This is a genomic window from Amycolatopsis suaedae, assembly GCF_004214935.1.
Taxonomy (GTDB): domain Bacteria; phylum Actinomycetota; class Actinomycetes; order Mycobacteriales; family Pseudonocardiaceae; genus Amycolatopsis; species Amycolatopsis suaedae.
The window spans coordinates 499,735-523,366 of the sequence record NZ_SFCC01000002.1 but is presented as its reverse complement, the minus strand read 5'-3'; the positions used below and the strand labels follow the sequence as shown (position 1 = coordinate 523,366).

Annotated in this window: 22 protein-coding genes and 1 other RNA gene; 11 read left to right on the top strand and 12 right to left on the bottom strand. The window is 70.6% G+C overall.

Annotated features, from left to right (window positions below; genetic code table 11):
* Positions 1-11 precede the first annotated feature (11 nt).
* The gene (locus EWH70_RS05765; protein ID WP_240686812.1) at positions 12-803 is read left to right on the top strand and encodes an N-acetylmuramoyl-L-alanine amidase; all 792 of its coding nucleotides are present in this window, start codon (positions 12-14) and stop codon (positions 801-803) included.
* Between the two features lie 7 nt (positions 804-810).
* Here the strand turns inward: EWH70_RS05765 and EWH70_RS05760 are convergent, their stop codons facing one another.
* The 3 genes from EWH70_RS05760 to EWH70_RS05750 form a co-directional block, all read right to left on the bottom strand.
* Complete coding sequence (locus EWH70_RS05760) at positions 811-2,778, bottom strand: DNA polymerase III subunit gamma and tau (protein ID WP_130474163.1); 1,968 nt, start codon at positions 2,776-2,778, stop codon at positions 811-813.
* 43 nt (positions 2,779-2,821) lie between these two features.
* Positions 2,822-2,914: signal recognition particle sRNA small type (gene ffs / locus EWH70_RS05755), an RNA gene on the bottom strand.
* 11 nt (positions 2,915-2,925) lie between these two features.
* Entirely contained in the window at positions 2,926-4,464 is a 1,539-nt protein-coding gene (locus EWH70_RS05750) for an alkaline phosphatase D family protein (RefSeq protein ID WP_130474162.1), read from the bottom strand.
* Between the two features lie 236 nt (positions 4,465-4,700).
* On the opposite strand from EWH70_RS05750, the gene EWH70_RS05745 reads away from it, so the two are divergent.
* Both EWH70_RS05745 and EWH70_RS05740 read left to right on the top strand, forming a co-directional pair.
* Positions 4,701-6,086 carry an MFS transporter gene (locus EWH70_RS05745; protein WP_130474161.1) on the top strand — a complete coding sequence of 462 codons (1,386 nt, stop codon included), beginning with the start codon at positions 4,701-4,703 and terminating at the stop codon, positions 6,084-6,086.
* Between the two features lie 15 nt (positions 6,087-6,101).
* On the top strand, positions 6,102-6,674 hold the full coding sequence (locus tag EWH70_RS05740; RefSeq protein WP_205669035.1) for a PaaI family thioesterase: 573 nt from the start codon (positions 6,102-6,104) through the stop codon (positions 6,672-6,674).
* A gap of 250 nt (positions 6,675-6,924) precedes the next feature.
* On the opposite strand, the gene EWH70_RS05735 is transcribed toward EWH70_RS05740, so the two are convergent.
* The 5 genes from EWH70_RS05735 to EWH70_RS05715 form a co-directional block, all read right to left on the bottom strand.
* Positions 6,925-9,471, bottom strand: coding sequence for a serine/threonine-protein kinase (locus EWH70_RS05735; protein WP_130474160.1), 2,547 nt, complete (start codon positions 9,469-9,471; stop codon positions 6,925-6,927).
* Between the two features lie 13 nt (positions 9,472-9,484).
* Positions 9,485-10,447: a glutamate ABC transporter substrate-binding protein gene (locus EWH70_RS05730; protein WP_130474267.1), complete on the bottom strand. Its 963-nt coding sequence runs from the start codon at positions 10,445-10,447 to the stop codon at positions 9,485-9,487.
* On the bottom strand, positions 10,447-11,838 hold the full coding sequence (locus EWH70_RS05725; RefSeq protein ID WP_130474159.1) for a hypothetical protein: 1,392 nt from the start codon (positions 11,836-11,838) through the stop codon (positions 10,447-10,449). Before EWH70_RS05725 ends, EWH70_RS05730 begins: the two co-directional genes overlap by 1 nt.
* 148 nt (positions 11,839-11,986) lie before the next feature.
* Positions 11,987-12,190 (bottom strand): cold-shock protein, encoded by a 204-nt coding sequence (locus EWH70_RS05720; protein WP_130474158.1) that lies wholly within the window; start codon positions 12,188-12,190, stop codon positions 11,987-11,989.
* Positions 12,191-12,301: 111 nt separating this feature from the next.
* On the bottom strand, positions 12,302-13,939 hold the full coding sequence (locus tag EWH70_RS05715; protein ID WP_130474157.1) for a thiamine pyrophosphate-dependent enzyme: 1,638 nt from the start codon (positions 13,937-13,939) through the stop codon (positions 12,302-12,304).
* A 169-nt stretch (positions 13,940-14,108) separates the two neighbouring features.
* On the opposite strand from EWH70_RS05715, the gene EWH70_RS05710 reads away from it, so the two are divergent.
* Entirely contained in the window at positions 14,109-14,507 is a 399-nt protein-coding gene (locus tag EWH70_RS05710; protein ID WP_240686830.1) for an acyl-CoA thioesterase, read from the top strand.
* Positions 14,508-14,513: 6 nt separating this feature from the next.
* On the opposite strand, the gene EWH70_RS05705 is transcribed toward EWH70_RS05710, so the two are convergent.
* Positions 14,514-15,149 carry an NAD(P)-dependent oxidoreductase gene (locus EWH70_RS05705; RefSeq protein WP_130474155.1) on the bottom strand — a complete coding sequence of 212 codons (636 nt, stop codon included), beginning with the start codon at positions 15,147-15,149 and terminating at the stop codon, positions 14,514-14,516.
* Positions 15,150-15,226: 77 nt separating this feature from the next.
* Here EWH70_RS05705 and EWH70_RS05700 point away from each other — a divergent pair, with 77 nt between their 5' ends.
* Positions 15,227-15,838: a TetR/AcrR family transcriptional regulator gene (locus EWH70_RS05700; RefSeq protein WP_130474154.1), complete on the top strand. Its 612-nt coding sequence runs from the start codon at positions 15,227-15,229 to the stop codon at positions 15,836-15,838.
* Here EWH70_RS05700 and EWH70_RS05695 read toward each other — a convergent pair.
* Positions 15,798-16,286: a GbsR/MarR family transcriptional regulator gene (locus EWH70_RS05695; RefSeq protein ID WP_130474153.1), complete on the bottom strand. Its 489-nt coding sequence runs from the start codon at positions 16,284-16,286 to the stop codon at positions 15,798-15,800. The genes EWH70_RS05700 and EWH70_RS05695 overlap by 41 nt on opposite strands.
* 94 nt (positions 16,287-16,380) lie before the next feature.
* On the opposite strand from EWH70_RS05695, the gene EWH70_RS05690 reads away from it, so the two are divergent.
* A complete protein-coding gene (locus tag EWH70_RS05690) occupies positions 16,381-17,274 on the top strand; it encodes an ABC transporter ATP-binding protein (RefSeq protein WP_130474152.1) in 894 nt (297 codons plus the stop codon).
* A complete protein-coding gene (locus EWH70_RS05685) occupies positions 17,271-18,911 on the top strand; it encodes an ABC transporter permease (protein ID WP_130474151.1) in 1,641 nt (546 codons plus the stop codon). The genes EWH70_RS05690 and EWH70_RS05685 overlap by 4 nt, the downstream gene beginning before the upstream one ends.
* 72 nt (positions 18,912-18,983) lie before the next feature.
* Here the strand turns inward: EWH70_RS05685 and EWH70_RS05680 are convergent, their stop codons facing one another.
* Positions 18,984-19,394 (bottom strand): MarR family winged helix-turn-helix transcriptional regulator, encoded by a 411-nt coding sequence (locus EWH70_RS05680; RefSeq protein WP_165436155.1) that lies wholly within the window; start codon positions 19,392-19,394, stop codon positions 18,984-18,986.
* Between the two features lie 76 nt (positions 19,395-19,470).
* On the opposite strand from EWH70_RS05680, the gene EWH70_RS05675 reads away from it, so the two are divergent.
* Positions 19,471-20,019, top strand: coding sequence for a flavodoxin family protein (locus EWH70_RS05675; protein WP_130474149.1), 549 nt, complete (start codon positions 19,471-19,473; stop codon positions 20,017-20,019).
* A 9-nt stretch (positions 20,020-20,028) separates the two neighbouring features.
* A complete protein-coding gene (locus EWH70_RS05670; protein WP_130474148.1) occupies positions 20,029-21,183 on the top strand; it encodes a winged helix DNA-binding domain-containing protein in 1,155 nt (384 codons plus the stop codon).
* A 9-nt stretch (positions 21,184-21,192) separates the two neighbouring features.
* Here the strand turns inward: EWH70_RS05670 and EWH70_RS35775 are convergent, their stop codons facing one another.
* Positions 21,193-21,567 (bottom strand): excalibur calcium-binding domain-containing protein, encoded by a 375-nt coding sequence (locus tag EWH70_RS35775; protein WP_240686811.1) that lies wholly within the window; start codon positions 21,565-21,567, stop codon positions 21,193-21,195.
* Between the two features lie 208 nt (positions 21,568-21,775).
* On the opposite strand from EWH70_RS35775, the gene EWH70_RS05660 reads away from it, so the two are divergent.
* Together EWH70_RS05660 and EWH70_RS05655 are read left to right on the top strand one after the other, a co-directional pair.
* Positions 21,776-22,774 carry an ATP-binding cassette domain-containing protein gene (locus tag EWH70_RS05660; RefSeq protein WP_130474147.1) on the top strand — a complete coding sequence of 333 codons (999 nt, stop codon included), beginning with the start codon at positions 21,776-21,778 and terminating at the stop codon, positions 22,772-22,774.
* Positions 22,774-23,613: an ABC transporter permease gene (locus EWH70_RS05655; protein ID WP_130474146.1), complete on the top strand. Its 840-nt coding sequence runs from the start codon at positions 22,774-22,776 to the stop codon at positions 23,611-23,613. Before EWH70_RS05660 ends, EWH70_RS05655 begins: the two co-directional genes overlap by 1 nt.
* Positions 23,614-23,632 lie beyond the last annotated feature (19 nt).

Here is a 23,632-nt window from a genome sequence, read left to right as displayed (position 1 = left end):
AACGTAGGCCCGTGCGTACGTGTGTGTCCGTGTTGCTGGCCCTGTTGCTCACCGCGTGCGGGACGGCCCCGCCGCCCGCTCCCGCACCGCCGCCTCCGCCGCCGCCGCCCGCTCCGTCTGCTCCTTCCACGTCTCCGAGCACCCCCGCGCCCAAGCCCGCGCCGGTCGTCGTGCTCGATCCCGGTCACAACGGCGGCAACAGCGCCAACCCGGCCGTCATCAACCGCAAGGTGCCCGCCGGCCGGGGCCGGACCAAGCCCTGCAACACCACCGGGACCGCCACCGACGCGGGCTTTCCCGAGCACGCCTTCACCTGGGCGGTGGCCAACCGGACCGCGCGCATCCTCGCCGAGAAGGGCGTGAAGGTGCTCATGACCAGGCAGGACGACGACGGCGTCGGCCCGTGTGTCGACGAGCGCGCCGCCGCGGGCAACCGTGCCGGGGCCGCGGCGGTGGTGTCCATCCACGCCGACGGATCCACCAAGCCCGGCGCGCACGGGTTCCACGTCGCCTACTCGGCACCGCCGCTGAACGCCGCCCAGGGCGAGCCGTCGACCCGGCTGGCCACGGCGCTGCGCGACGACCTGCGCGGGCACGGGTTCGCGGTGTCGGACTACCTGGGCCAGGACGGTCTGGCACCCCGCGACGACCTGGCCGGGCTGAACCTGTCCGAGCGGCCGGCGGCGCTGGTGGAGTGCGGCAACATGCGTAACGCCACCGAGGCCGCGCGGATGGCCAGTGAGCAGGGCCAGCGTGCCTACGCCGAGGCCATCTCCGCGGGCATCCTGCGTTACCTGGGCTGACCTCGGGTCAGTCGAGCGGGCGGGCGCCGAGCTGGTCGGAGAGCAGCTTGTGTGCCCTGGCCTCCTCGTCGTCGACGACGGGGGCCGCCGGAGGCGGCGGTGGCAGGTCCGGGGGCGGGGCGGTGGCCGGCTGCGCCGCGGCGGCGACGTACTCGGCCTCGTCCTCCTCGGGCTCCGGCTCGGGCGGCAGCGGAATATCCGGCTCCGGCAGTGCCGGGCGCTCGGGCGGCTTCGGCGGCGCCTGCTGCTGCCCACCGGACGGGCGCTGGAACGACCGGCGCTCCGGCGCCTGCTGGCTGGCCTGCTGCTGCCGCGGCGCCGGCTGGGCCTTCACCGCGGCGTTGCCGTGCACACAGCTGACTCGCCACTGACCGCCGAGCACCTCGTGCAGTGCGCTGGCGATCTTGTCGGTGTTGTGTTTGTCGGAAAGGCGCCTGGCCAGCGGCTCGGCGGTGTGGGCGAGCACGACCTCGGAACCGTCGACCGACTGCACCGTCGCCTGGGTGAGCATGGCCTCGGTGCTGCGCCCACCCGGCTGCTTGCGGATCGCGGCCAGCAGCTCGGGCCACACCCGCCGGATGGCGGCGGCGTCCAGCGCGCCGCTCGGTGCGGGCTCGGGGGCCGGCTCGACCGGCTCGGGCTCAGGCTCGGGCTTCGGCTCCGGCTGGGGTGCCTTGGGCGGCGGCGCTGCCGCGGGCTTCGGCTCCGGCGGCGCGGCCGGAGCCGGGGCGTCCGCCTGCCGCTGGGACGGCCGCTGGAAGGTGCGCTCCGGAGCCGCGGCCTGCTCGGCCGGAGCCGCGGGAGCGGGCCCACCGGCGGTCAGCCGTCGTTCCAGCCGTTCCATCCGCTGCAGCACCGACGCCTCGTCGTCGGCGACCGACGGCAGCAGCATCCGGGCACACAGCAGTTCGAGCAGCAGCCGGGGGGCCGTGGCCCCCCGCATCTCCAGCAGTCCATTGTGGACGATCTCGGCGTACCGGGACAGGGTGGCGGCGCCGATCCGCTCGGCCTGGGCGACCATGCGGCTCAGCTCCTCCTCCGGAGCCGACACCAGCCCGCGGGTCGCCGCGTCGGGAACCGACCGCAGCAGCACCAGGTCCCGCAGGCGGTCCAGCAGGTCGGTGGCGAACCGGCGCGGGTCGTGCCCGGCCTCGGCGAGCTTGTCGACGGTGCCGAAGACGGCCGTGGCGTCGTCGGCGGACAGCCCGTCGACCATGTCGTCGATCAGGGCGACGTCGGTGACGCCGAGCAGCGCGACGGCCCGGTCGTAGGTGACACCCTGCGGACCGGCACCGGCCAGCAGCTGGTCCAGCACCGACTGGGTGTCCCGCGCCGACCCGCCACCCGCGCGGATGACCAGCGGATACACCGCGGGCTCGACCGGCACCCCCTCCGCGGCGACGTTGCGCTCCAGCAGCTCACGCATCGCGCTCGGCGGGATCAGCCGGAACGGGTAGTGGTGCGTACGCGAGCGGATGGTGGGCAGCACCTTGTCCGGCTCGGTCGTGGCGAAGATGAAGATCAGGTGCTCTGGCGGTTCCTCGACGATCTTCAGCAGGGCGTTGAAACCCTGCGTGGTGACCATGTGCGCCTCGTCGATGATGAACACCCGGTAGCGCGACTCGGCAGGCGCGTAGAACGCGCGGTCGCGCAGCTCACGGGCGTCGTCGACACCGCCGTGGCTGGCCGCGTCGAGCTCGGTGACGTCGACGCTGCCCGGCCCCTCCGGCGCCAGCGCGCGACACGAGTCACAGGTGCCGCACGGGTCGGGCGTCGGCCCCTGCGCGCAGTTGAGCGAGCGGGCCATGATGCGTGCGCTGGACGTCTTCCCGCAGCCACGCGGCCCGGAGAACAGGTAGGCGTGGTTGATCCGGCCGGCCGCCAGCGCGGTGCGCAGCGGTTCGGTGACGTGCTCCTGCCCGACCACTTCGGCGAACGTCGCCGGACGGTACTTGCGGTACAGCGCTAATGCCACGCGGCGAGCGTACCGGCACGCCCCGACACGCGAGCACCCACACATGAGGGGACCCCCGCACCCGTCAGAGCCTGCTTATCCTTGCTGCCTTCCGGCCCTGGGGAGGTTCACAGGATGGACGCCGCGGGGGTCCGTCGCCCAGTGTACTCACGTCCTCCTGCGGTACTGGGCAGGGGAGTCCGCGGTGGCCCTGTCCTCCCACGACCCGGCCCTGCCCCGGTCCACGTGGAAGGTGGTCAGGGTGCTCACCGGCGACCGTGGGTCCCTGCGGTCGCCGATCACCCGCATGTGCGTGCTCCACCTGCGGGGGTTGACCTCGTAGACGTCGTAGCCATAGCGGTTGCCCTCGAAGTACTTGAGGTGCGGGTTGGCCGCGCCCATGACCGGCCCGTTCGTGGCGTTCCACTCCGGCGAGTACGCCCCCGAGGCCACCGAGTGGGCGGTGAACTCGGTGCCGATGACCGGGCTGTCCGGGTTGTCGAAGTCGGGCCGGATGTCGTCGACGAAGGCCGAGTGCCAGTCACCGGTGATCACCACGAGGTCCCGCATGCCCGCCTCGTGCACGTGGGACAGCACCTCCTTGCGCTCGGCGAGGAAACCGTCCCACTGGTCGGTGAAGTAGTAGCCGCCGCCTTTCCTGGCCAGCTGGCTGAGCATGATCGAGTTGACCCAGCAGTGCCAGGCGTCGCCTGCCTGGTCGACCCGCTGCTTGAGCCACGCCTTCTGCTCCGCGCCGAGAATGGTGCCGTCCGGCAGGTTCTGCGCCGAACGGAACTGCCGGAGGTCCAAAATGGATAGATCGAGCAGGTTGCCCCACCGCCGCTGCTTGTAGACCGGCGGGGTGAGCGGGTTCGGGGCGTCGACCGGCATGTGCTCCACCCACGCCTGGTACGCGGCGTCGCGCCGGGCCCGCAGCGACGGCGAGGTGCCGCTGTAGTCGTTGACCACCTCGTGGTCGTCCCAGGTCAGGAACCACGGGTGCGCGGCGTGCGCCTCCCGCAGCGACGGGTCGCCCTTGTACAACGCGTGCCGCCTGCGGTAGGCGGGCAGCGTCGTCACCTCGGGACCCTCGTGGTCGCGCACCGGGTTGCCGCCGACCTTGCCGTGCTCGTAGACGTAGTCGCCGAGGTGGACGACGAAGTCGAGGTCCTCCCGGGCGATGCCGCGGTGTGCCGCGTAGAACCCGTCGTGGAACGCCTGGCAGTTGGCCGAGGCGAACCTGACCCTGGTGACCCGGCCGTCCGGCGCGGTGCGGGTCCGGCCGGTACGGCTGGTCCGGCCGAGGGCGGTGAACCGGTAGTAGTACCGCAGGCCCGGCTCCAGGCCGCGCAGTGGCACGTGGACACTGTGCCCGCGGGCCGCCGTGGCGGCAACGCTGCCGCTGCTGACGACTCGGCGGAAGTCCCGGTCGGCCGCGACGGTCCAGTCGACCTGGACGGTGTCCGGCAGCGGCTGCTCCTCCGCGAGCGGCTGGGGCGCCAGCCGCGTCCACAGCACGACGCCGTCGGCGACCGGGTCACCCGAGGCGACACCGAGGGTGAACGGGCCGTCGTCCCAGCGCACCCCGAGCTGATGCGCGGCCTCCTCGGCCTGCGCCACGGTCAGCCTGCTGCTCAACGGCCACGCCACGCCGAGCGCGCCCGCCGCGGCGGCGCCTCGCAGAAGATCTCTCCGGTTCAGTCCCATGGGGTGATACCGAACCCCATCCGGGTGAACGATGCACGAAGAGAAACGGAACGGTCACAGGACGACATCGGCGGCATCTTTCCGGAAAATTTCCGACACGGCTCGTCACCTGCGCAAACGGCCTCCCAGAACACTCCGATGTGGATCACCCGACTGGACAACCGTCAAGAAACCCCTACGGTCGAGGGGTCTTCGAGGGCGTTTGGTTTGTGGGGCAAGCGGAGGTCGACAACGTCATGACCGATCAGGCGGTTCAATCCGGGGGAAGCAGCGAACCGGTCGAGGCGAGCCCCAGAGACGTGCGCAAGGCCGTCGCCGGCTCGGCGATGGGTAACTGCATCGAGTGGTACGACTTCGGTGTCTTCGGCTTCATGCCGGCGATCCTCGGGCAGGTCTTCTTCAACGCGTCGAGCACGTCCGAGGGCGCGCTGGCGACGTTCGCGTTGCTGGCGGTCACGTTCGTCATCCGCCCGTTCGGCAGCGTCATCCTCGGTCCGCTCGGTGACAAGCTCGGCAGGCAGCGGGTGCTCGCGCTGACGGTCATCCTGATGTCCGGGTCGACGTTCGTGATCGGCCTGCTGCCGTCCTGGGAGACGATCGGCCCGGCGGCCGCGGTGCTGGTGGTGTTGCTCCGCGCGTTGCAGGGCTTCTCGGCAGGCGGCGAGTACGGTGGCGCGGCGACGTTCATCGCCGAGTACGCGCCGGACCGCAAACGCGGTTTCCTGGGCAGCTGGCTGGAGTTCGGCACGCTCGTCGGCTTCTTCATGGGCGCCGGGTTCGTCACCCTGTTCACCATCCTGCTCGGCGACGAGAACATGCGGGAGTGGGGCTGGCGGCTGCCGTTCCTGATCGCCGGCCCGCTCGGCCTCGTCGGTCTCTACCTGCGGAACAAGCTTGAGGACACCCCGGTGTTCCGGGAGATCGAGAAGCAGAAGCAGGTGGCGAAGTCGCCGCTGAAGCTGCTGCTGACCCAGCACTGGAAGTCGATCCTGCACCTGGTGGGCCTGGTCATCCTGCTCAACGTGGGCGACTGGATGATGTTCGGCTACATCGAGACCTACCTCAAGGACGTCCTCGGCCTGAAGGGGCACACGCCGCTGCTCATCGTCATGGGCGTGATCCTGGCGATGCTGGCGGTGATCGTGCCGATCGGTGCGCTGTCGGACAAGATCGGGCGAAAACCGATGTTGCTCGGCTGCTGTATCGGGTACCTGGTGCTGGCCATCCCGGCGTTCACGCTGATGGAGAACAGCAAGACCGAAACCGGTGTCGACGCGGTGATGCTCGGCGGCGGGCTGCTGCTGATCGGCGGCTGCCTGGTGCTGTTCCTGGCGGTCGTGGCGTCGACGCTGCCCGCGATGTTCCCGACCCAGGTGCGCTACGGCGCGTTCTCCATCGGCTACAACTTCTCCACCGCGGCGTTCGCCGGCACCGCGCCGTACATCGTCGGCTCGCTGGTGGACGCCACCGGCAACACGCTCTGGCCCGCGTTCTACCTGATGGGCGCGGCGGCGATCGCGCTGGTGCCGATCCTGGTCCTGCCGGAGACGCGTGGGCTGTCGATGCGTGGGGTCGCCAGCTCGACCGACCCGCACGGCAATGGAAAGACCGAAGCTGTGTGATCTAGCGTGTCGGGCATGACGAAGCCCGTGTGGCCGCCCGTGCCGACCGAGCCCGCGACCCCGCACCCGGACGCGCCGGGTGCGGGGACCGACCTCCCGACGCACTACGACCATTGCTTCGCCTGCGGTGACCAGGCCGAGTCCGGGCTGCGGATGCGCACGTCGGTCGACGAGGGTCCGACCGTGCGGTCGCGGTTCCACGTCAGCGAGGCACACCAGGGCGCGCCGGGGCTCGCCCACGGCGGTCTGCTGGCCTGCGCGTTCGACGAGGCGCTTGGCATGGTCGTCGGCAACCTGCTGCGGGTACCGGCCGTCACCGGGAAGCTGGAGACCGACTTCCGCAGGCCGGTGCCGGTCGGCTCGACGCTGTACATCGTGGCGCGGCTGGACGGCATCGCGGGCCGGAAGATCTACGCGAGCGCCGACGGTCACCTCGACGCGGAGGACGGCCCGGTCGCCGTGAGCGCGCGGGCGCTGTTCGTGAAGGTCGCCTTCGAGCACTTCAGCACCCACGGCGACCCGGACGCCATCGAGAAGCTCACCGCCACCGCGATCGCGAACAACCGCAAGTGGGACATCAACCCCTGAGGCGATGCCGGTGCCGCAAAGCACGTGAAGGCCACCTTCACCACGTGAGATGTCAAGGTCCCGGCAAAGTCCGGGTGTTGTGTGCCCCCAATGTGGCATTGGGGGAGTTCAAGTTCCCCAATGCCACATTGGGGGACGTTGCTGGGTCTCTTTCGTGGTGACGGCTGCGTCTGCTGGGCCGGATGTGACTGGTGAGGCTGCCGCGCCGGAGGTGGCCTTCACGTGCTTTGGCCGTCGCCGAGCCCCGCCGCTAGGTGAGGGTCCGGGGGCGGATGGCGTTCGCCTTGTCGACCAGGGAAATGCGGTCGGCCGCGGTGGAGGCCAGGCGGGCCAGGGAGCGGTAGCACCGCTCCAGCCCGAAGCGCAGATCCCGCTCGTGCAGGGCGCAGCCCAGCACGCTCAGCCCCTGCGTCGGCTGGTTCCGCCCGGAGCGGACCCACTGGTGCGCGGCCTCCAGCACCTCCGCCGACAGCGCCGTTCGCCGCTCGGCGTCCAGGTTCAGCCGCTCCAGCCGTGCCCCGGCCTCGACCAGGTCCCGCTCGGAGACGCCCTCCTTCGGCCCGCTCACCCGGGTCTTGATCTTGATGGCCGCCACCTGGGCCGCGACGAAGTGCGTCGACGACGGCGACACCGACTCCAGTACCTCGATCGCACCGCCCCTGGCGCCCTGGGCGAGGTAGACGCGGGCCAGCCCGAACGCCGCACTGACGTACGAGTGGTCCGTTCGCCAGACCAGCTCGTACATGCGTGACGCCGCGAAGTAGTCGCCGACCCACTCGGCACTCACCGCCAGCGCCAGCTTCGGCGCGATCTCACCGGGCAGGTCGTCGTAGACGGCCTCGAACGCCACCTGCGCGACCTTCGGCCGCCCGCCAGCCAGCTCGATCAGCCCTCGGTACCAGTCGATCCGCCAGTCGTGCGGGAAGCCGTTCTTCACCGCCAGGTACTGGGCGGCCTGCAGCTGCCGGTTCGCCTCGGCCAGCTCGCCGAGTTCGATCCTGGCCCGGACGATCCGCAGCCGGACCTCGATCGAGTTGTGCGGCGCGTTGGTCAGGGCCTCGATGGCCTCCCTCGGCTCCGCCGCCGTGATCGACGCCAGCACACCCGCCGCCGGGTCGTCGGTGTCGACCTGCGGGATCGGCAGGCCGGTCACGACCTCGTCCGGCGGCGGCAGCGGCACGCTGGCACCCGGCTCGGGCACCACCATGTCGACACCGAAGGTCCGCATCTCCGGTCCGTACACAGTGGACGCACCGGGCCGCGGCTTGCCGGTGCCCATCGCCATGATCTCGCGGAGCACACCGGTGAGCTGGTCGGCCATGTCCTCCGCGGACAGGAACCGGCGGTCCGGGTCGGTGTGCGTGGCCCGCTTGAGGAACCGGTGATACGACCCGAAGAGCGCGAACAGCGGCACCTGGTCGGCACCGGGCAGCGACGTCTTGTACGTGGTCGTGTAGCCGGTGAACTCGAAGCTCAGCACGGCCAGCGTGCGCCCGACCGTGTACAGGTCCGACGCGACCGTCGCACCGTGCGTGGCCAGCTCCGGCGCGCTGTAGCCGGTGGTGAAGAACAGCGGGCTCTCGTAGTCGTCCATCCGCCGCACGGCACCCAGGTCGATCAGCTTGAGCTGCTCGTGGGTCTGGATGACGTTGTCCGGCTTGAGGTCGCAGTAGAGCATGCCCTGGTTGTGCAGGTACCCCAGCGCGGGCAGGATCTCCAACCCGTAGGCGATGACCTGACCGATCGGCAGCGGCTCCGGCCGCCCGCTCTCCCGGTGGTGGGCCAGCGCCAGCTGACGCAGCGACTGCCCGCCGACGTACTCCATCACGATGTAGCCGATGGACGTCCCGGTCGCCGAGTCCGGGTGCTGCACGAAGTTGTAGATCTTGACGATGTTCGGGTGCTCGACCTCGGCGAGGAACCGCGTCTCGTTGACCGCCGCGGCCAGCGCGGTGGTGTCCCCGGTGTCGATCAGTCCTTTGAGGACGACCCAGCGGTCGCTGACGTTGTGGTCCTGCGCCAGGTAGATCCAGCCCAGCCCGCCGTAGGCGAGCGCACCGAGCACCTCGTACTGCCCGCCGACGATCTCGTGCGGACGCAGCTTGGGCTTGAACGAGAACCGCTGCCCGCACTTGGGGCACACGCCCTCCGGCGACCCCGGCTGCCCGTTGCTGCCGCGGCCCACCTTCGCACTGCAGTTGCCGCAGAACCGCTTCTCCTCCGACACCACCGGGTCGGTCAGCACCGCCGACGCCGGGTCGCGGTAGGGCACCGGCGGCACCTCGACCAGGCCCGCACCGAGCCTGCCCCGCCGCGAGGTCCGCGACGACGTCCGCCGCGAGGTACCGGGGAACGCGCCGGAACCGGTCTGCGACCCCGTTCCGGTCCCGGTTCCCCGCCCGGTGCCGGGGCCGGTTCCGGAGCTGGTGCTGGGCGGCAGCACGCTCTCCGTACCCGGATCGGGCAGCGCCATCGGGCTGCTCGGTTCCGGCCGGGGCGGCGGTGGCGTGATGCTCTGGGTGGCCGGCGCGGGTGCCGCCAGGACGCTGGTCAGCTGCGGCTCGGCGGACGGACGCTGGACCGGCTGCAGGTTCTGCACGGTCGGCTGCTCCGTGGCAGGCTGGCGCTGCCCGGCCCGGCGCGGCGCGGACGGCGGGGGCGGGGACGCCTGCGACCCGGTGAGCCGGTCGAGCGACTGCCGCCACCCTGTGCCTGGGTCCTCCGCGAGCGAACCCGCCTGCGGCTCGTCGTCGGGGTCGGGCGCGGCGTGCCGAGGACGCCGTGGCTGATCCGTCACTTGCGAAAGCCCCCTACTTGTACTTCGGCGCCGGTGGCGTGCCGGGACCGAGGTGCGGCGCGATCCACTTGTTGTAGCTGGTCTGCCAGGCCGAGCCGCGGACCTGTTCGAGGACGGCGTTGACGAACCGCACCATGTCCTCGTTCTCCTTCGGCACACCCACGCCGTAGGACTCGACGGTGAACCGCTCGCCGACGACCTCCGTCGTCGGGTCCTGCGCCGCCATGCCGGCCAGGATGGTGTCGTCGGTCGACACGGCGTCCACCTGCCCCTGCTGCAACAACAGCAGGCAGTCCGACCAGTTCTCCACCGACACCGGCACCACCCCGGCGGGGTCGGACGCGAGCTTGCGCAGCGAGGTCGACGTCTTGGTGGCGCAGACCTTCTTGTCCTTCAGGTCGGCCAGCGACTTCACCCCGGCGACCTTCGGCGCGAGGACCCGCTGCCCCGCGGTGTAGTACTCGGTGGAGAACGCGACCTTCTTCAGCCGTTCGCAGGTGATGCTGTAGGTCCGCACGACGACGTCCGCGAGCTTGTTCTCCAGCACCTGCTCCCGCCGCGACGACGGGATGGCCATGTACTGCACCTTGCCGTCGGCCGTCCCGAAGATCGCCTTGGCGATCTCGTTGGCGATGTCGATGTCGAAGCCCTCCAGCTGGCCCGACGTCGGGTTGCGGAAGCCGAACAGGTAGGTGGTCTGGTCCACGCCGACGATCAGCTTTCCGCGCTGGCGGATGGCGTTCATCGTCGACCCCGGGGTGACCCCGGTGCCCTGCGGCGCGAGGCTGGCCGTGGCGTTGCAGTCGGTGCCGGCGGCGGCGGGCGGCGGCCGGTCGCCGACGACCACCCCGGCTGGCAGCGGCCGTTCGACCCGCTCCACCGGTGCCGGGTCCACCGGCTTGCCCGCGCTGCCGCATGCCGTCAGCAGCCCGGCGACCAGGCCGAGCACGGCAACTCGTTTCCACCGCACAGTCATCACCGGTACTCCATCAGGCGTTCCCTGATCCCCATCGTCGCACCGGCCGCGGCGATCACACAGAGCACCGCGAAGCCGGGGGCCAGCGCGGTCAGCGCGCCGTCAGCGGCCGACGTCTCGTCGAGGAACGCCTGCCGCCCCCCGTTGATGGCCGTCACCAGGTCGTTGTCCAGCCGGAAGAACGCGGCTGCCGCGCTGCCCTCGGCCTTCTCGTCGATGGCCAGCGTGACCGCCTCGTCGTAGGCGCCGTTGTCGTCGTTCTCCCGCAGCTTGGCGTGGGCGGCCAGCCAGGCCTTGGCGTTGGCGATGGCCGAGTCCACCTCGGTGGTAGCGCCGTACTCGGCGGCGACGCTGCGCAGCTCGCCGAGGTAGCCGCCGTTGCCGTCCTGCCCGCTCAGCTGGACGGCCAGCTCCTTGAACTCGGCCTCGTACTTGCCGCCGTCGCCGCGGGCGACCAGGGTCAGCGTCTCGTCGGCGCGGGCCTGCAGCGCGGCGATCCTGGCCTTGACGGCGAGGTCGACCCGCCTGGTCCCGGAGTCGCCACCGGCGCTGACCCCGATGCTCTGCACGACGACCGCCACCGCTCCCCACAGCAACGCCAGTACGACGGCCGCGGTCGCCACGACCAGGCCGATGTTGAGCACCCGGTTCGTGCGGCGCTTCAGGTAGAGCTGGGTGGCGACGAGCGCGGCGATCAGGGCGAGCACGAGCACCCCGGTCAGCCACGGGATGTCGGTGGCCTCGTCCTGCTCGGCCAGCAGCCGCTCGGTGTCGATGCGGTACAGCTCGTGCGCGGCGGGCAGGATTTTCGCCCGCATCAGTTCCGACGCCTCGCGCAGGTAGGAGGCACCCGCGGGGTAGCCGAGCCGGTTGTTGGCCCGGGCGGTCTCGACCAGGCCGGTGTAGACCGGAACCTGCTGGTTGAGCATGTCGACCTGCGCCGCCGCCTCGGCGACACCGCCGGAGTCGGCTGCCGCCTTGGCCAGCGCGGCACCCGCCTGCGCGATGTCGACCTCGTAGCGTTCCCGCAGCGCGGGAGGCTCGGTGCCGGTGGAGAGGAACGCGCTCGCGGCCGTCGCGTCGGCGTCGGACAGCGACCGGTAGACCTGCTGCGCGGCCGCCGCCAGCGGTTCCCGGTGGTCGGTCAGCCCACCGATGATGTCCTTGCGGTCCTGGAAGGCGAACGCCCCGACGATGCCGGTGAGCAGCGACAACAGCACCAGCCCGACGGCGATGACGGACAGCCTGCCCGGCGTGGTCGCGGCCGATCGCACGATCGCGCGCACGGCCGCGGCCGGCAGGCCGAGCAGCCCGGCGAGACCGGTGCGCTCCTCCGGCGGCGCCGGAGCGGGCGCGGCCGGAGCCGGTGGCCGCTGCACGGTGCTCGTCATCGATCGATCCTCCCACCCCGTAACAACACGGGGGAGAACGTATCGGAGATACCCGCCGTCAGAGAAGCAGCCTGTGTCGGCGCGCCCCGGAAACTGAAAACGGGGCCGCCGGTGGCGGCCCCGTTCAGGGAAAAAGTCTGCGTGCCCGCTAGATCACGGAAACGGCGGTGGCCTGCGGCCCCTTCTGTCCCTGTGCGATCTCGAACTCCACGCGGGCGTTCTCCTCAAGGCTCTTGAAGCCGGCGCCCTTGATCTCCGAATAGTGCACGAAGACGTCGCCGCCTCCGTTGTCAGGAGTGATGAAGCCGAACCCCTTCTCGGAGTTGAACCACTTCACTGTTCCCTGGGTCATCAACTATCTCCATACGCAAAACAACGGGACGCCGTCCGGCGCCCCGGGTCCGAAGGGACCGCGCACAGTGAATCACCGATCACGGGTGGAAGCCAGCGAAAATGTCGCCCGTCACCCGTCGGGGTCGGCCGGCCGCAGCATCTGGCTCAGCCGGGTGTCCGGGCTGAGGACGTCCGGGTCGGTGCGGACGTCGATCACGCACGGCCGCTGCCGGACCAGCGCGCTGGCCAGGGCCGGTTCCAGCTCCTCCAGGTCGTTGACGGTGTAGCCGGCGGCGCCGAGCCCGCGGGCCCACGAGGCGAAGTCGATCGTGCCGACCGCCACCGACGACAGCCTGCCGTGCACCCGGGCCTGATGCATGGCGATGGCGCCGTACAGGCCGTTCTGGAACACGACCACGACGATCGGCGCGCGGTGGCGGACCGCGGTTTCCACTTCCTGGCCGGTCATCAGCGCGCCGCCGTCGCCGACCATGGCGACGACCGTCCGCTGCGGTTCGGCGAGTTTCGCCGCCAGCGCGGCGGGAACGGCGTAGCCCATCGCGCCGTTGCACGGCCCGAGTTGCGTGCGGGGCCGGGTGAAGCACCAGTAGCGGTGCACGAACGCGGCGAAGTTGCCCGCGTCGTTGGCGACGATGGTGTCGTCCGGCGCCAGTTCCCGCAGCGTCCGTACGACGTCGGCGGGGTGAACGGGACCGGAGCGCCCTCGGGGCGGCGGGGTCATGAAGTCGCGGACGGCCTGGCTGGCCACGACCAGGTTGCGCTTGCGCGGGGAGGCGGCAACCCGCAGCTCGGTGAGGAACTCGCCGATGTCGGCGTCCACGTGGAAGGTCAGGCCGCGCCTGCGTGGTCCCGGCCGGACACCGCCGACCATGACCAGCGGCTGGGTGGCGGCGGGGAACCGGTAGTTGCGGGTGGTCACCTCGTCGAGGCGGGTACCCAGCGCCAGCACGAGATCCGCCTGCTGCAACGCGATCAGCTGATCGTCGGAGACGCCGGGCCCGAGATGCCCGGCGTAATGCGAATGATCTTCGGGAAAAGCGTCCTGGCGGCTGAAGGCGTTGTACACCGCGAATCCGAGATGCTCGGCGACCTCGATCAGCGCCGAACGCGCTTCGCGCACGCCGCCACCCGCGATCACGGCCGGATAGCGGGAGTCGTCGACCAGCTTGCCGATCTCCGCGGCCAGCCTGCGGACCCCGCCGGGGCGCACCTCGCGTTCCGGCTCCGGCTTGGGACTGTCCACCCTGGCCGTCCAGAAGTCACTCGGCACGGCGAGGACGGCGGGTCCCTTGCGGCCGGTCGTCGCCACCCGCAGGGCCTCCAGGACCAGCCCGGGCACCTCGTCGGCCGAACTCGCCTGCCGGGTCCACTTCGCCAGCGGCTGGTACATCGCCGCGAGGTCGACCTCCTGCAGCGCGTCCGATCCGAGGTTGGCGGACGCGACCTGCCCGAGCAGCACGATCATCGGCGTCTCGTCCTGGTGTGCCGTGTGGACACCGATGGCCAGGTTCGACGCCCCCGGGCCACGCCCGGCGAGTGCGAGCGCGGGCGTTCCGCGTAGTTTCGCGTCCGCCTCGGCCATGAACGCCGCGCCGGCCTCGTGCCGAGTGGACACCACGGTCATCCGGGGTTCGGTGTGCAGGGCGTCGAAGAGGTCGAGAAAGGACTCACCGGGGACGGCGTAGGCGCGCCTGACCCTCGCATCGGCCAAGATCCGTACGACCTGCCGCGCGACGGTCGAGCCCATGTGGCGTCACCCTTCCCGTCCCCCATCGCGCGAAATATCGTACACGTGTACGGTCATTTCCCGCCGTAGCAGCATGACAGCTCCGGGCACGTGCGGCATAGGGCTTTCGGCCCTGTCCGGGCCTACGGTGTTCTCCGTGACCGCTTCGCTTTACCCGCACTGGGAGCTGATGCCGACCCGGTGGAAGGACAACGACGTGTACGGGCACGTCAACAACGTCGTCCACTACTCGCTGATGGACACGGTGATCAACCGCTGGCTGATCGAGCGTGGCGAGCTGGACATCGAGCACGGCGAGGTCATCGGGTTGTGTGTGGAGTCACACTGCAACTACCACGGGTCGGTCGCGTTCCCGGACGTGCTCGCCGTGGGGCTGCGGGTGGGCCATCTCGGCCGGTCCAGCGTGCGGTACGAGATCGGCATCTACCGGTCGGCGGACTCCGCGCCCGAGGGGGACCCGGTGGCGGAGGGGCACTTCGTGCACGTCTTCGTCAACCGCTCGACCCGCCGTCCGGTGCCCCCCGACGGCCCGTTGCGCGCCGCACTGGAGGCCCTCCGGACCTCGTGACGGCCGTCAGGCGGCGGCGATGAAGACGGGCTTGCCGACCAGGGACGTGTCCGCGGCCGCGCGCAGGAGGTAGGCGGCGACGTCGGGGCGGCGGATGCTGAACCCGCCGCGGACGTTGGCGCCGACCCGGCTGCGCACGCGGCCGGTGTACGGCTTGTCCCGCAGCCGCGGCGGGCAGACGATGGTCCAGTCCAGCCCGCTGTCCTCCACGACCCGCTCGGCCCGCGCCATGTCAGCGAACTGGTGCCGCAGCATCCTGCCGACGAGCGGCTTGAGCACGCCCCGGACCAGCACCCCGTCGCCCTCGGTGTGGAACCCGCTCGCGGTCACCACCAGCAGCCGCCGGGTGCCTGCCGCCCGCATGGCGGTGACGATGGACCGCACGCCGTCGGTGACCACCGTCGTCGGCCCGCTCCCCCGTGGCCCCAGCGAGCAGAACACGGCGTCCCGGCCGGCCACCGCCGGTTCGATCGCGGCCGGGTCCATGACGTCGGCGGTCAGCACCTCGAGGCGGTCGTGCGGGCCGGCGTCCAGCCGCGCCGGGTCGCGGACGACGGCCGTGACGTCGTGCCCCGCGTCGAGTGCCTGCCGCACGACCTGGACGCCGACCCCACCGGTCGCGCCGAAGACCGTCACCCGCATCGTCCGCCTCCTCGGTTAGTGAACACTCACCAACTATAGTGGGTAAGCACTCACCCACCCGTCAAGCGGGAGAGCCGATGGACACCAGGGCGAAGATCGTCGAGGCCGCCGCGCGGGTCCTGCGCGAGCAGGGTTTCGCCCGCGCGACCACCAAGGAGATCGCCCGCGCGGCCGGCTACTCCGAAGCGGCGCTGTACAAGCACTTCCGCGACAAGACGGAGATCTTCACCACCGTGCTGGCCGAGCAGTCGCCCGGCCTGCTCACGACGCTGGTCGAACTCGTCGACAACCCCACCGGGGCGACGTTGCGGGCCAACCTGACCAGGGTCGCGGTGGCCGCCATGGAGTTCTACGCCGACACCTTCCCGATGGCCGCGTCGGTGTTCTCCTCCCGGGAACTACTCGACGCGCACCGGACCAGGCTCGGCGAACTGGGCCGCGATCCCAGCCACGTGATCGACGTACTGGCGCGTTACCTGAGCACCGAACAGCGGCTGGGCAGGCTGCGGGCGGGCGACGAGCCGAGGGCGATCGCGTCGCTGCTGCTCGGTGCCTGCTTCCAGCAGGGCTTCCTCATCGCCTTCGGGGGAACGACGCCGCGCAGGGCGGAACTGGAGACGCTGGCGGGAACGCTCGTCGCGCCGCTGGTCATCGCTCCTGCGCGCGCATCTCGCGCCAGCGGTCGATGAGCATGGGGATCTCCTTGCCGAGATAGGCGAAGAACTCGCGGGTCTCGGCCAGCCGCCTGCCCGCCTCGCTGTCCTCGCCGACCGAGGCCGCGCCCCGCTCCAGCACCTCCGCGAGGTGCCGGTACACGCGGTCCTTGTGGCTGAGCACCTCGTACCAGGAATCGTCACCGATCACGTAGTGGTCCCGGCGCTCACCCGGCTCACGGGTGCGCCGCACGAGACCAACCTGGGCGAGGTAGCGCACGGCGCCGGACACGGCTGCCGGGCTGATCTGAAGGGACTCGGCGATGTCACCCGCCGTCATGCTGCCGGTCTCGCTGACCAGCAACGCGCTGAGCACACGGGACGGCATGCGCTGCATACCGGCCTGGTGGAGGATCAGCGCGAAGTCCTCCACGAACTTCCGCGCGGCGGCTGGATCACGCTGGGACTGTGGCCTGCTCGACATGACGATCATCCTCTCCGGGCGGGGCGGCGAGGGTCACCCCATCCATACATTTTCTTAACTTCACAACTTTGTAAATTGAGCGTAGCTTGAGGCCATGGACAACGCCATCGCCATCTCCGGCCTGCACAAATCGTTCGGCCGGACCAAGGCCCTCGACGGCCTTGACCTCAACGTCGCCACCGGCGAAGTACACGGGTTTCTGGGGCCCAACGGCGCGGGCAAGTCGACCACCGTCCGCGTTCTGCTCGGACTCCTGCGTGCCGACTCCGGCGCCGTCCGCCTGCTCGGCGGCGACCCGTGGAAGGACGCGGCGAGCCTGCACCGGCGGCTGGCCTACGTACCCGGCGACGTCAACCTGTGGCCGAATCTCTCCGGCGGCGAGGTCATCGACCTGCTCGGCCGGCTGCGTGGCGGGCTGGACCAGCGCCGCCGCAAGGAACTCATCGAGCGCTTCGAGCTGGACCCCAAGAAGAAGGGGCGCACCTACTCCAAGGGCAACCGGCAGAAGGTCGCCATCGTCGCGGCACTCGCGTCCAATGTGGACCTGCTGATCCTGGACGAGCCGACCTCCGGCCTCGACCCGCTCATGGAGGCCACGTTCCAGTACGCCATCCAGGAAGAACGCGAGCAGGGCCGCACCGTGCTGCTGTCCAGTCACATCCTCGCCGAGGTCGAGGCGCTGTGCGACCGGGTGAGCATCATCCGCAACGGGCGCACGGTCGAGACCGGGACGCTGGCCGACCTGCGGCACCTCACCCGCACGTCGATCACCGCGGAGCTGGCCGGGGCACCCAACGGCCTGTCCGGCCTGCGGGACATCCACGACCTGCGCATCGACGGCAACCGGGTCCGGTTCGACGTCGAGACCCACTCGCTGGACGAGGCGCTGCGGCAGCTGACCCAGGTCGGCGTGCGCAGCCTGACCAGCCAGCCGCCGACGCTGGAGGAGCTGTTCCTCCGCCACTACACCGAGGCGGCGGCGAAATGACCGCGACGCTCGACCGCCCCGCGCACCACGCCGCGCAGCGGACGGGCAACCTGACCGGCACCTGGCAGCTGGTCCGGCTCGCCCTGCGCAGGGACCGCGTCATCCTGCCGTTGTGGATCCTGCTGCTCAGCTTCACGCCGGCGGGCAGCGCGGGCGCCTACGACCAGCTCTACCCCAACCCCGCCGAGCGGGAGATGCTGTCGGCGACGCTCGGGGCGAACCCGTCGGTCGCCGTCGTCTACGGCCCGGCGTTCGACCTGTCCACGGCCGGCGGCTTCACCGCCTGGCGCATGGGCAGCTTCCTGGCCGTGTTCATCGGGCTGATGGCGGTGTTCACCGTCACCAGGCATACCAGGGCCGAGGAGGACACCGGACGGCTGGAACTGCTCAGCGCGGGCGTGCTCGGCCGGTACGCGGCACTGACCGCCGCGATCGTCGTCAGCGGCGGGACCAGCCTGATCGTCGGCTTCGCGCAGGCGGGTTCGCTCGTCGGCACGGGCCTGCCCGCGGCGGGTTCGTGGGCGTTCGGCCTGTCGACAGCGGCAGCGGGCCTGGTGTTCACCGCGGTCGCCGCCGTCGCCGTCCAGGTCGCCGAGTACTCGCGTACCGCCAACGGAATCGGCGCGACCGTGCTGGGCGCGGCGTTCCTGCTGCGGGCGGTCGGCGACTCGACGACCGACGTGACCTGGCTGTCCTGGCTCTCGCCGGTCGGCTGGGCCCAGCAGATCCGGCCGTACGCCGGTGAACGCTGGTGGGTACTGGCACTGCCGGTCGTGCTGACGCTCGTGCTCGCCGCCGTCGCGTACTCCCTGCTGCCCCGCCGTGATCTCGGCACCGGCATCCTGCCGCCGCGACCGGGCCCTTCGGCGGCCGCCAGCAGCCTGAGCAGCCCGCTCGCACTCGCCTGGCGCCTGCACCGCGGGGCGCTGATCGGCTGGACGGTCGGCATGGCGGTCGTCGGCGCGACGTTCGGGTCGATCGCCAACGGAATCGGCGGGATCGTCGGCGCCAGCGAGCAGACCAGGCAGATGTTCGAGAAGCTCGGCGGCTCCAGCGGCATCATCGACGCGTTCCTGGCCACGATGACCGGCATGTTCGGCATGGTGACCGCGATCTACGGCGTGCAGGCCGTGCTGCGCATGCGGTCCGAGGAGACCGCGGTGCGTGCCGAGCCGCTGCTGGCCACCCGGGTGAGCAGGCTGCGCTGGACGCTCAGCCACCTGACGTTCGCGTTGCTCGGCCCGGTGTTCGTGACGGCGGTCGCCGGGTTCGCCATGGGTGCCGGGCACGGCTTGCGCGTGGGGGACCTCTGGGGCACCGTCGCCGACGTCTTCGGCGGCACGCTGGTCCAGCTGCCTGCGATCTGGGTGGTCATCGGGGTCGCCATGGTGCTGTTCGGCGTGCTGCCGAAGTACACGATCCTCGCCTGGGCGGTGGCGATCGGGTGCGTGCTGCTCACGTTGTTCGGCCCGATCCTGGGGCTGAGCGAGGCGTTCCTGAACATCTCGCCGTTCTCGCACATCCCCAAGGTGCCCGGCGGTGACGTCACCGCGCCGCCGCTGCTGTGGCTGTCGGCGATCGCCGCCGTCGCGCTGGTCGCAGGACTCGCGGCGTTCCGCAGGCGCGACGTCGGCTAGGGCCCATGCCGTGAAGGGGGCCCTCACAGCGTCTGATGCCGTGAGGGCCCCCTTCACGGCAACGTCCGCGGGTCAGCCACGCAGCGCGGTGACTATCGGGGTCAGCTCCGGGTCGCCGTGGACCTCGTCCAGCGCGCGCTTCAGCGCCGCGGCGTAGTCCGGCTCGGCTTCGGCGTGGCGAGACCGGCCGTGCTCGGTGATCGCGGTGTAGACGCCGCGCCGGTCGTCCTCGCAGATGTCCCGCTCGCTCAACTCGTCGCGCTCCAGCCGCGCTACCAGCCTGCTGACCGAACTCTGGTCGAGCCCGATCGCCCCGGCGAGTTCCTGGATGCGCAAGCTGCCGCTCGCGGAGTTGACCAGTGCGTCGAGCGCCCTGAACTCGGTCAGCCCGAGACCATGCCGGCGCACGACCCTGGCCAGCTCGTGTTCGACCCGGTTGTGCAACGCCAGCAGGCGCTTCCAGGCCACCGTCTCGGTGCTCACTTGACACAGCATACCTGCACACGCATTATCTGCATGTACATGCACTTAATCGTCGCCTGAACGAGAGGAGCACACGATGAGCGAGCGGAAGTTCCTGTTCGTACTGGGCAGCGCCCGGCGGGACGGCAACACCGAGAAACTGGCCAGGGAGGCCGCACTGCAGCTACCGAACGACGTGCGCCAGGAATGGCTGCACCTCGACGACCTGCCGCTGCCGCCGTTCGCCGACATCCGGCACGCCGGCCTCGACTACCCCGAACCCGAGGGCAACGCGAAGGTCCTGCTGGACGCGACACTGTCGGCGACCGACCTGGTGATCGCGTCGCCGGTCTACTGGTACAGCGTGTCCGCGACGACCAAGCTGTACCTGGATCACTGGACCGCCTGGATGGAGCGCGACGACATCGACTTCAAGCGCCACATGGCAGGCAAGACGTTGTGGGGCGTCTCGGTGCTCGCCGAGCCGAGGAAGATGGCCGACCCGCTGGTCGGCGTGCTCCGGCAGACGGCCTCCTACCTGCACATGCGCTGGGGTGGCATGCTGGTCGGCATCGGCAGCAGGCCGGGCCGCGTCGAGGCCGACACCGAGGTGATGACCCAGGCGAAGACGTTCTTCGCCGCCTAACGTGAGGGGGTGCGGGTCGATCGGAGACAGGTCGTACGAGCTCGGCTGGCGGCGCACGGACTGCACCGCCGGGCACCCGCCGGGGAGTTGCTCGCCGCGGCAGGCCGGGCGGGCGTGCAGCACACGCCGCCGGGCTCGGCGGCACTGACCCTCCACACGCGACTGGACGGGCTCACGCCCGGGGACGTCTCGGCCGCGCTGCTCGACAGCAAGGACCTGATCCAGGTGTGGAGCCTGCGTGGCGCGCCGCACGTGGTGCCGACCACCGACGCCGCCGTGTTCACCGCGGGCCTGCGGCCCGACGACGAGGAGTCGTGTGCGCGGTTCATCCAGGGCGCGCGTGACCACCTGACGAAGTTCGGGCTCGACGCGAGCACCGCCGTCCGGCTCACCCTCGACGCGTTGCCGGACGCACTCGACGGCACGCCGACCAAGGACGAGCTGGGGCAACGGCTGGCGAAGCTGGTCCGCCCGGAGATCTCGCCGAAGAAGGTGTGGGACTCCCCGGACGGCCTGCGGTCCAACACCCACGGCGAGAGCCTCGTGCGCTTCGCGCTCTACGTCGCCGGTCTGTCCGCGACCGTGTGTTTCGTCCCGGAGACCTCACCGGCCCGGTTCACCTCCACCCGGGAGTGGCTGGGAAAACCGTTGCCGCACAACGACGACGCCCGCGCCGAGCTGGTCAGGCGGTTCCTGCGCTGTCACGGTCCGGCGGGCCCGGGCGCGTTCGCGTGGTGGACCGGTGCGTCACCCGCGTTCGCCGAACGGTCGTGGGCCCTGGTGGCCGGCGAGTTGACCGAGGTCGACTACGCGGGCCGCCGCTGCTGGGCCGTCGACGCCGACCTGCTGCGTGATCCACCGGAGCCGGACGGCGTCCGGCTGCTCCCGCCCTACGACCCGTACCTGGCCACGAAGGACAAGGCGACGGTAGTGCCGGACAAGGCGTGGCACCAGCGGGTGTGGCGGTTCTCCGGCAACCCCGGCGTAGTGCTGGACCGGGGCGAGTTCGCCGGTGTGTGGCGGCCACGCAAGCAGGGCAGGCGGCTGACCGTCCGCGTCGAGACGGCGGCCGATCTGCCCCGCCGCACCCGGGAGGCGCTCGAGCGGGAGGCCGCGTCGATGGCGCCCTTCCGCGACGTTGACACAGTGTCCGTCGAGTTCTGAGGCGATCCGTCACTCGCAGCCGACGCCGTCGTCGTCGCGGTCCAGGTGCGGGGCGTAGCCGGGGTCGCCCCGGTACACCGGTGCCGCACCGGCCTTCCGCGCCTCGGTGCAGTTCTTGTAGTAGACGCTCGCCGGTTCCTCCTTGGGCGTCGTGGCCTTCTTCTTCGGAGTCGGAGCAGGCGGCGGATCAGGCGGATCCAGCAACTCCGTCACGACCGGCGCCGACGTGGTGGTCGTCGGTGAAGTCGTCACCGACGTCGGCGACTGGGTGACAGTGACCTGCGAGATCACCGTTCTCGTTGCCGGTGCCCCGGGGTCCTGGCCCGACATTCCACACGCGGACAACAGCACGCCGGCGGCAAGGGCGATCAGCACTCTTCTCATGCCACACAACTCGCTTCGATCAGGCGGGTTGTTATGGCATGGCACGATTCGCCGCCTTGCCGTCACCGTACGGATACATGGCCACATAACCGCAGGTCAGCGAAACGCGAATCGTGATTCGCATATTTTGCGATTCCGGAATCGGGGGGTATCTTCGAATCCGGCCGGAAATCCCGGCCTCAAACCGAGTGCCTTCCGCGCTAGACCCATGCCTTCTCCGGGAGCGAATGTGTCCACATTGGACAAGCAGTACACCCATGCCATCTCAGCTTCGGGACTGGTGAAGAACTTCGGCAAGAAACGAGCGGTCGACGGCGTCGACCTGACCGTCCCGCAGGGCGTCGTCTACGGCGTCCTCGGCCCGAACGGGGCCGGCAAGACGACCACCATCCGCATGCTCGCCACCCTGCTCAAGCCGGACGCCGGCACGGCGACGGTGTTCGGCCACGACATCCGCACCGAGGCGGACGCGGTCCGCAGCCGCATCGGGCTGACCGGCCAGTTCGCGGCCGTCGACCAGGGCATGACCGGGTTCGAGAACCTGGTCATGCTGGGCAGGCTGCTCGGTTACTCCCGCGCGGCCGCCAAACGGCGGGCCGACGACCTGCTCGAGGCGTTCGAGCTCACCGAGGCCGCCCACAGGCAGGCCAAGACCTACTCCGGCGGGATGTACCGGCGGCTGGACACCGCGGCGAGCATCGTGGTGACACCGGACCTGCTGTTCCTCGACGAACCGACCACCGGCCTGGATCCCCGCAGCCGCAACCAGGTCTGGGAGATCGTGCGGGCGGTGATCGGCACCGGGACGACGGTCCTGCTCACCACCCAGTACCTGGAGGAGGCCGACCAGCTGGCCGACCGGATCGCCGTGATCGAGACCGGCAAGGTCATCGCCGAGGGCACGGTCGGCGAGCTGAAGTCCTCGGTCGGCGCCAGCGTCCTGCACGTCCGGCTACGGGACGCCGGGCGCAGGGACGAGGCGATCACCGTGCTGTCCCGGGCACTCGACACGACCGTCCGCCCCGAGTCCGACCCGGTGGCCCTCTCGGCGTCGGCCCACGACGACGAGCGGGCCGCGAACGCACTGGCCGTCCTCACCGGCGCCGGCATCTCCGTCGCCGCCTTCTCCCTCGCACAGCCCAGCCTCGACGAGGTTTTCCTCGCCCTGACCGGACACACCGCGACCGAATCGGAGGAAGCCGCCTGATGACCACCGTGATCGAAACCCCAGCCACCACCTCGAAAGCGGCACTGCAGCGGGTGCTCACCGAGCGGGAACGCCCGCCGCGGCCCAGCGTGCTGTCCTCGGTCGGGACGTTCGCCTGGCGGGCGATGATCTCTTTCAGGCACGCTCCCGAGCAGCTGCTGGACGTGCTGTTCATGCCGATCATCGGCCTGATCATGTTCAACTTCCTGTTCGGCGGGGCCATCGCCGGATCGACCGGCGACTACCTGCAGTTCCTGCTGCCGGGAATCCTGGTGCAGAACATCATCCTGATGAGTGTCTACACCGGAGCGTCGCTCAACCACGACGTCACCAAGGGCATCTTCGACCGGTTCCGGACGCTGCCGATCTGGCAGCCGTCGGCACTGGTCGGCGCGCTCGCCGGGGACGTCACCCGGTTCGTGATCACGATGGCGATCCTCGTCGGGTTCGGCATGGTGCTCGGGTTCCGGGCCGGTGCCGGGCTGACCGGGATCCTGCTGGCCGGGCTGGTGCTGCTGCTGTTCGCGTTCAGCGTCGGCTGGATCTTCACCGCGGTCGCGCTGGTGGTCCGCACGCCGGAGTCGGTGAGCGGCACGAGCATGATGGTGCTGTTCCCGATGACGTTCATCAGCAACATCTTCGCCCCGCCTGCCACCATGCCCGGCTGGATGCGGGCCATCGTGGAGGTCAACCCGGTCAGCCACGCCGCGACGGCCGTACGCGGCCTGGTCCACGGGACGGCCACGGCCGGCCAGATCGGGCTGGTCCTGCTGTGGTGCGCGGTGCTGACCGTCGTGTTCGGTTCGCTGACGGCGTTCCTGTACCGCCGCAAGCAGTGAGCGAAACCTGGCGCCGGGC